8 protein-coding genes are annotated in these 7,307 nt (G+C 74.7%); 4 read left to right on the top strand and 4 right to left on the bottom strand.

Features of this window, described 5'->3' with window-relative positions; translation table 11 throughout:
* The 3 genes from JWR81_RS06105 to JWR81_RS06095 all read left to right on the top strand — a co-directional run.
* Positions 1–196: hypothetical protein (locus tag JWR81_RS06105; protein WP_297647840.1), on the top strand; the 196-nt coding region annotated here is incomplete at its 5' end.
* Positions 197–251: 55 nt separating this feature from the next.
* Positions 252–2,342: an ATP-dependent Clp protease ATP-binding subunit gene (locus tag JWR81_RS06100; RefSeq protein ID WP_297647836.1), complete on the top strand. Its 2,091-nt coding sequence runs from the start codon at positions 252–254 to the stop codon at positions 2,340–2,342.
* A 43-nt stretch (positions 2,343–2,385) separates the two neighbouring features.
* Positions 2,386–3,537: a M20 family metallopeptidase gene (locus tag JWR81_RS06095; RefSeq protein WP_297647833.1), complete on the top strand. Its 1,152-nt coding sequence runs from the start codon at positions 2,386–2,388 to the stop codon at positions 3,535–3,537.
* 9 nt (positions 3,538–3,546) lie between these two features.
* Here JWR81_RS06095 and JWR81_RS06090 read toward each other — a convergent pair whose 3' ends face one another.
* The 4 genes from JWR81_RS06090 to JWR81_RS06075 form a co-directional block, all read right to left on the bottom strand.
* Complete coding sequence (locus tag JWR81_RS06090) at positions 3,547–4,107, bottom strand: DUF2231 domain-containing protein (RefSeq protein ID WP_297647830.1); 561 nt, start codon at positions 4,105–4,107, stop codon at positions 3,547–3,549.
* Between the two features lie 4 nt (positions 4,108–4,111).
* Positions 4,112–5,416: a HAMP domain-containing sensor histidine kinase gene (locus JWR81_RS06085; RefSeq protein ID WP_297647829.1), complete on the bottom strand. Its 1,305-nt coding sequence runs from the start codon at positions 5,414–5,416 to the stop codon at positions 4,112–4,114.
* Positions 5,413–6,093, bottom strand: a complete 681-nt coding sequence (locus JWR81_RS06080; RefSeq protein WP_297647827.1) for a response regulator transcription factor — start codon at positions 6,091–6,093, stop codon at positions 5,413–5,415. The genes JWR81_RS06085 and JWR81_RS06080 overlap by 4 nt, the downstream gene beginning before the upstream one ends.
* 194 nt (positions 6,094–6,287) lie before the next feature.
* On the bottom strand, positions 6,288–6,947 hold the full coding sequence (locus JWR81_RS06075) for an O-methyltransferase (RefSeq protein WP_297647824.1): 660 nt from the start codon (positions 6,945–6,947) through the stop codon (positions 6,288–6,290).
* A 160-nt stretch (positions 6,948–7,107) separates the two neighbouring features.
* On the opposite strand from JWR81_RS06075, the gene JWR81_RS06070 reads away from it, so the two are divergent.
* Positions 7,108–7,307: hypothetical protein (locus JWR81_RS06070; RefSeq protein ID WP_297647822.1), on the top strand; the 200-nt coding region annotated here is incomplete at its 3' end.

Raw genomic sequence — 7,307 nt, 5'->3', positions numbered from 1 at the left:
GCCGGTGGCGGCCGCCGTCGCCCCGGCGGTCGCCCCCGCCGCCGATCCCTCTCCCGCGGGCGTCAGCGCGCCGCTGGTGGGCGGGGTGTCCGCGCTGGCCGCCCTGTCCGCGCTCGGCGGCCTGGTCGTGTGGCGCCGCAGGCGCCCGGCCGCCGGGGCGGACCGCGCCGACGAGGAGCACAGCGTCAACAGTTGACGGGTCACCAGCCGACGGTGGGCAGAAACGCTCCGCGGCAGGCACCATCGGAGGGGTGGGGCTCGTGCGCGCCCACACGGAGGAGGCGGACATGCCCGAGGACCCGTTCGGTCCCAACAGCCCGTTCGGTCCCAACAGCCCGTTCGGCAAGGACAACCCGTTCGGCTCGCTGGAGTCGCTGGTCGGCAAGCTGCTGGGTGGTCTCGACGGCTCGTTCGACGGCGCGCTCGGCGATCTCGGGCAGCCAGCGGCGAAGCAGGCGGGCACGCGGCGGCTGGACCGCTTCGGCCGCGACCTCACCGCCGCCGCCCGCGCCGGGAAGCTGGACCCGATGATCGGCCGCGCCGACGAGGTCGACCAGGTGCTCGAGGTGCTGGCCCGGCGCACCAAGAACAACCCGGTGCTCGTGGGCGACCCCGGCGTCGGCAAGACCGCCATCGTCGAGGGCATCGCCCAGCGCGTCGTCGACGGCGACGTGCCCACGGTGCTGCGCGACGTCCGGATCGTGGCACTCGACCTCGCCGGGATGGTGGCGGGCACGAAGTACCGCGGCGAGTTCGAGCAGCGGCTCACGGCCGTGATCGACGAGGTGGTGGCGGCCGGGCGGCAGGTCGTGGTCTTCGTCGACGAGCTGCACACCGTGATCGGGGCGGGCTCGGCCGAGGGCAGCGCGATGGACGCCGCCACCATTCTCAAGCCGATGCTGGCCCGCGGAGAGCTGCGGCTGATCGGCGCCACCACCGTGGGCGACTACCGCAAGCACATCGAGAAGGACCCCGCCCTGGAGCGCCGGTTCGAGCCGGTCGCCGTGCCCGAGCCGAGCGTCGAGGAGACCGTCGCGATCCTGCGCGGGCTGCGACGCAAGTACGAGCACCACCACGGCGTCCTCATCTCCGACGCCGCGCTGCAGGCCGCCGCCACCCTGTCGGACCGCTATGTCCGCGACCGGTTCCTGCCAGACAAGGCCATCGACCTCGTCGACCGCGCCGCCGCCCGGGCCGGGATGCAGGGACCGGCGGCCGGCGCCGACCGCACCGTCGAGGAGTTGATCCGGGCCCGCGAGGTGGCCGTGGACGCCGAGGACTTCGAACGGGCGATGGAGCTCACCCGGGCCATCGACGAGCTCGCAGCCTCCGCGATCAGCATGACGAAGACCGGCGGCACGCCGGAGATCACCGCCGACGACGTGGCGCAGGTGGTCTCGCGGCGAACGGGCATCCCGGTCGCCGAGCTGGGCACGGTGGAGCGCGACCGGCTGCTGCGCCTGGAGGAGCTGCTGCACCGGCGCATCGTCGGGCAGGACGAGGCCGTGGAGGCGGTGGCCGACGCCGTGCGCGCCGGCCGCGCCGGGCTCGGGCACCCGGGACGTCCGGTCGGGTCGTTCCTGTTCCTCGGCCCGACCGGCGTGGGCAAGACCGAGCTGGCCCGCGCGCTGGCCGAGGCGCTGTTCGGCTCGCCGGAGCGCCTGGTGCGACTCGACATGAGCGAGTACGCCGACCGGTCGTCGGTCACGCGCCTCATCGGCGCGCCGCCCGGGCACGTCGGCTACGACGAGGCCGGCCAGCTCACCGAGGCGGTGCGCCGCGACCCCTACACGGTGCTGCTGCTCGACGAGATCGAGAAGGCCCACGTCGACGTCACCGCCACGCTGCTGCAGGTGCTCGACGCCGGGCGCCTCACCGACGCCCGCGGCCGCGTCGTCGACTTCCGGCACACCATCGTGATCATGACGAGCAACCTGGGGGCCGAGGAGATCCTCTCCGGCGCGGACCCCGAGGTCGTGCAGTTCGCGGTCCGGCGCCAGTTCCGTCCCGAGTTCCTCAACCGCGTCGACGACGTCGTGCTGTTCGCGGCGCTCGGCCGCTCAGAGCTGCACCGCATCACCGCGATGCTGCTGGACGAGACGCGCGACCGGCTGCGGGCTCAGGGCGTCGACCTGCTCGTGGACGACGACGCGGTCGATGTGCTGGCGCGCCTGGGCCACCGCCCCGAGCTCGGGGCACGCCCGCTGCGCCGCACGGTCGCGCGCGAGGTGGAGCGGCGGCTGTCCCGGATGCTGCTCGGCGGCGAGGTGCGGGCCGGCCAGGCGGTACGGGTGACCGGCGAGGGCGAGGGCGAGGGCGTGGGCCTGCGCGTCGAGCGCTGACCCGCCGGGCGTGCTCGCTGCGGTGCCGGGCAGGGTGGCGCCCGTGGATCACCTGCCCGACCTCGTCGCCGCCGAGCTGCCCGCCGCCGTCGCGCTGCGGCACCGGTTGCACGCCGACCCCCGCCGCTCCGGTGAGGAGGACGACACGGCGGACGCGATCTGCGCGGCCATCGGGCTCCCGGGCACGCGGGTGGCGGGCACCGGCCGCGTGCTGCGGATCGGCCCGGCCACCGGGCCCGCGGTGGTGCTGCGCGCCGAGCTCGACGGCCTGCCGCTGCGGGAGCAGAGCGGGCTGGACTGGGCGTCCACCTCCAACGTCATGCACGCGTGCGGCCACGACGTGCACTGCGCGGCCGTCGTCGCCCTCGCGCGGGCGGCCCGGCAGGTCGAGCTGCCCCACGGTGTGGTCGTGCTGCTGCAGCCCCGGGAGGAGCTGGCCCCGGTCGGTGCGCCCGACGTGCTGGCCGACCCCGGGTTCACCGCCCACGACGTCCGCGCCGTCGTCGCGGCGCACGTCCAGCCCGTGCTGCCACGGGGGGCTGTCGGCACCAGCGAGGGCGCGGTGAACTCCTCCGCCGACGAGCTGGACATCCTCGTGACCGGGCCGGGCGGCCACGGCGCCTACCCGCACCACACGGTCGACCCGGTGCTCGCGCTGGCGCAGATCGTGGTGGCGCTGCACCACCTGGTGTCGCGCCGCGTCGATCCCCTGGACGCGGCCGTGCTGACCGTGGGGGAGATGCACGCCGGGAGCGCCCCGAACATCATCCCGACGCAGGCGAGCGCGCGGGCGACGCTGCGGGCCATGTCCGCGGCCGACCGCGGAATGCTGCAGGAGGCCGCGCGTGACGTCGTGACCCACACGGCCGCGGCCTACGGCTGCACGGGCTCGCTGACGGTGGTCGACGGCGAGCCCGCGCTCGTCAACGACCCCGCCCTGGCGAGGGCCAGCGCCGCGCACCTGCCCGGGCTCGCGCTGACGCCGGCCGAGTTCCGGTCGTGCGGTGCCGACGACTTCGCGCACTACTCGGCGGCGGTGCCGTCGGTGATGCTCTTCGTCGGCACCGACGACGGCACGCCCGGTGCCCCGGGGCTGCACCACCCGCGTTTCGTGCCGCCCGACGAGGTGGTCGGTGAGTCGGCGCGGGCCTACCTGGCCGGGCTGCTGGGGGCGTTCGACCTGCTGGTGCCGTGAGGCCCGGCCTCAGCCCGCGGCCCCACCGGGGCGCGGTCCCGGGGACTGCGTGACGTACTGCCTGCCGCTCCACGCCGCAGTGGCGCCCGAGTCGCCGATCCGGTAGACCTGCACGGCCGACACGACGGCGAGCACCACGGTCAGCGCCGCGAGCACGCCCGCGACGATGCGCATCGGACCGGCCAGGCGCGGGGGAGCGGCCGGCCCGGTCATCGTGCCAGGGCCCTCCCGGCGGCCGAGCGTGCCCGCGCGCTGGTGGATCACCGTGAACGCGACGAGGAACACGAGCATCCCCGCGACGAAGACGAGGAGCTGGTCGCCGAGGTGGGTGTGGACCTCGAGCAACGGGGTGCGGGGAAGGCGGTGCTCCAGCCCCTCCCCGCTGGACGTGGCGATCGGGATGCAGGCGGTGGCCACCACCGCGACCCCGACGACGAGCCAGCCGTAGCGGCGCCGCGCCGCGGGCCACAGCGACACGACGATCGCACCCAGGACCGAGAGGGGGACCAGCACCACGACGGCGTGCACCACGAGCACGTGCACGGGCAGGGCGCCGATGAAGGTGGGCATGAGCTCAGCCTGTCGGCGCATCCTGAGAGGTTCCTTGGAACGTCGCGGTGGCGCGGGGCAGTTCGACGCGCAGTACCGCGCCGCCGCCACCGGGTGCGTTGGACGCCGTCACGGAGCCGCCGTGACGGTCCACGATCTCGCTGACCAGCGCCAACCCGAGTCCGTAGCGGCGCGGCCCGACCCCGCCGGACTCACCGGTGGAGGCGAACCGGTCGAACAACCGCGGCAGCATCGACGCGTCGATGCCGGGCCCGTCGTCGGTGACCTCCACCACCACGCACTCTCCCGACGTGGTGACCTCCACCAGCACCTCGGTGGCCGCGTGCCGGATCGCGTTGTCGGCCAGCGCCGTCACCGCGCGCCGCAGCCCGGCGGGAGAGCCCAGCACGATCACCGGTGCGGGCGGGCGCCGTGCTGAGATCGTCATGCCAGCGGTGTCCGCGGCCGGGGCGACGGCGGCCACCACCTCGTCGGCCGTGGCGGCGACGTCCACCGCCTCGGCGGGGCCCGCGGACCGTGGGTCGGCCGCGAGGAGCAGGTCGTCGAGGATGCCGGCCAGCCGTTCCGCGTCGAGCACCACGCCGTCGACGTCGGCCGCCACCGCGGCGGCGTCGAGCGTCCCTGCGCGGACGCGGCGGCGCAGCAGCTGCGTGCGGGTGCTGAGCAGCGTAAGTGGCGTGCGCAGCTCGTGGCTCGCGTCGGCGACGAAGCGGCGCTGCAGCGTCAGCGCCGTCTCCATCGGGCGGACCGCGCTGCGGGCGAGCAGGCTGCCCGCGACCGCGGCCAGCAGCAGCCCGGCGACCCCCACCATGGCCAGCGACTGGAGCAGCTCGGCGAGCTGGCGGTGCTCGGGGTCCAGGTCGAGCGCGGCCTGCACCACCACCGTCCCGTCCTCGGTGCTGGTGTGCCGCTCGGTTCGCACCAGCATGTCGCGGCTGCCGACCCTGGTGCGGACGACCTCCGTGGCGCCGCTCGCCTCGACCCGGTCCAGCGCCGCGACGAGTGGCAGGCCCGGTGGGTGGCCGCTGGTCGCCACGGTCCGGCCCTCGGTCCGCATCGCCAGCCACATCCCCGACGGCGGGTCGTCGACGTCGTCGGCCCGCGCGGTGGTGACGGCCAGCGCGGCGTCGTCGTCCGCGCTGCGGGCGTGCAGGAACACCACGAGCGCGACCGCGGCGATGAGCGCCACGACCACCGCGGTCACGATCGTTGCCTGGGCTCCGAGGCGGATCGTGGCGCGGCGGACCAGCGCGGCGTCGGAGTTGTGCGGGCGTCCGGTCCGCCCGCCGATCCTTCCGCCGAACGTCACAGTGAACCCAGCTGGTAGCCGCGTCCTCGCACGGTGGCGACGATGCCGCGGCCGAGCTTGCGGCGCAGGTAGTGGACGTAGGTGTCGACCACGATCTCGCTGCCCGCCTCGGGGAAGACGATCACGAGGAGGTCCGGGCGGCTGTGGACCTGGGTCGGGCGCCCGGCCAGGGTGGCCAGCAGCGCGCACTCGCGAGCGGAGAGCCGGATGTCCTCGCGGTCGTCGGCGGTGACGACGAGGCGCGCGTCCAGGTCGAGCCGGCCCACGCCCAGCGGCAGCGAGCGGGCGGTGTCGAGATGCCTGCGGCGCAGGGCCCGCAGCCGGGCGAGCAGCTCGTCGACGTCGAAGGGCTTGCCCAGGTAGTCCTCGGCACCCGCGTCGAGGCCCTCCACCCGGTCCGACGGGTTGGCCAGCGCCGAGAGCATGAGTACCGGCGTCGTCACGCCGCGACCGCGGAGCCTGCCCAGGAGGTCGACGCCGTCGATCGCGGGCAGCCTGCGGTCGAGCAGCAGCACGTCGTAGCTGCGGGTGAGGCCCAGGTGCAGGCCGCGGTGGCCGTCCGAGGCGGCCTCGACGCGGTAGCCGTCGTCGCTCAGCAGGGCGACGAGCATGGCCTGCAGCTCGGGGTCGTCCTCCACCACGAGTACGCGCGGTGATGTGATGTCCGTCGAGGTCACGTGACCATCCTGCCCGGTCAGGGGGCCGGTCCGGCGCGGCCGGTGCAGACCTGGCTCCCGCGGACGCACACGCCATGCCCGTTGGGGAACGTGGTGGGCCCGCCGGGTCTGCGTTGCACGATGTGGTCGAGGTGCCGGGTGGGTGCGAGGCAGAACGGGTCCCGGCAGACCGCACAGGTCGAGGCGATCGAGCCTCAGCCCGTCCGCCTGCGCACGATCGAGATCCCATCACGCACCGGCAGCATCACCGATTCCACGCGCTCGTCGGCGGCGACCGTGTCGTTGACCTGCCGCATCGTCGCGGCGGCGGCGCTGGTGTCCGCGTCGTCCAGCACCCGCCCGCCGAGCAGCACGTTGTCCAGCACCATGACTCCACCAGGCCGCAGCCTGGTCACCAACTCCTCGTAGTAGATCGGGTAGCTCGGCTTGTCGGCGTCCACGAAGGCGAAGTCGATGACGGGATCACGTGGCAGGGCCTGCAGGGTCTCGGCGGCGGGCGCGAGTCGGAGGTCGATCCGATCCGCGACGCCCGCGCGCGCCCAGTACCGGCGGGCGACCGCGGTCCACTCGCCGTTGACGTCACAGGCCAGGAGATGCCCGTCGGCCGGGAGAGCCCGCGCGATGCACACCGACGAGTAGCCGGTGAAGACGCCCACCTCGACAGCACGGCGCGCTCCGACGAGACGGACCAGCATCCCCAGCAGCACCCCCTCGTCGTGCGAGATCCGCATCCCGTCGACGTCCGGGAACGCGGTCGCCGTCTCCGCCGCCAGCTCGCGCAGCAGGGGGTCCGCGGCCGTGCTGTGGGCGAGCAGGTAGTCGCTCACCTCGGACTCCGTCGCGTCCACGTCCATGATCGTGAGCATCGGCACCCCCAAGCGGCTCGGTCTCGACACGTCATCCTCGCCCCATCGCCGCGAAGCAGGACTCCGAGCTGCGCCCGGTTCTGAGGAATCCCTAAGGACCAGTGCCGAGACTCGGGATCGCCAGCCACCCGACGAGAGGACCTCCCCGATGAACCGGCCCGAGCGCCACCACCTCCGCAGGCGGGCCGACGGGCGTCGCCGTGCCGGTCTCGCCACCGGATGGAGCGCCGGCGTCGGTGGGGTGCTCGCCGTGCTGTTCGGGGTGCTGTTCGCGGGTGCGGCGCCGGCCGCGGGTGCGGCGCCGGCGACGGTCGCGCCTGCAAAGCCCGACGCGGTCCGGCCTGACGT

This window comes from Pseudonocardia sp. (assembly GCF_025965585.1).
Taxonomy (GTDB): Bacteria; Actinomycetota; Actinomycetes; order Mycobacteriales; family Pseudonocardiaceae; genus Pseudonocardia.
Note: the sequence above shows the minus strand (reverse complement) of the source record. Positions and strands in the feature narration are given on the sequence as shown.

Bases quoted from the DNA above. Each gene is read 5' to 3' on its own strand.
- JWR81_RS06090 (WP_297647830.1), bottom strand. From the start codon at position 4,107: ATGCCCACCTTCATCGGCGCCCTGCCCGTGCACGTGCTCGTGGTGCAC.
- JWR81_RS06075 (WP_297647824.1), bottom strand. From the start codon at position 6,947: ATGGACGTGGACGCGACGGAGTCCGAGGTGAGCGACTACCTGCTCGCC.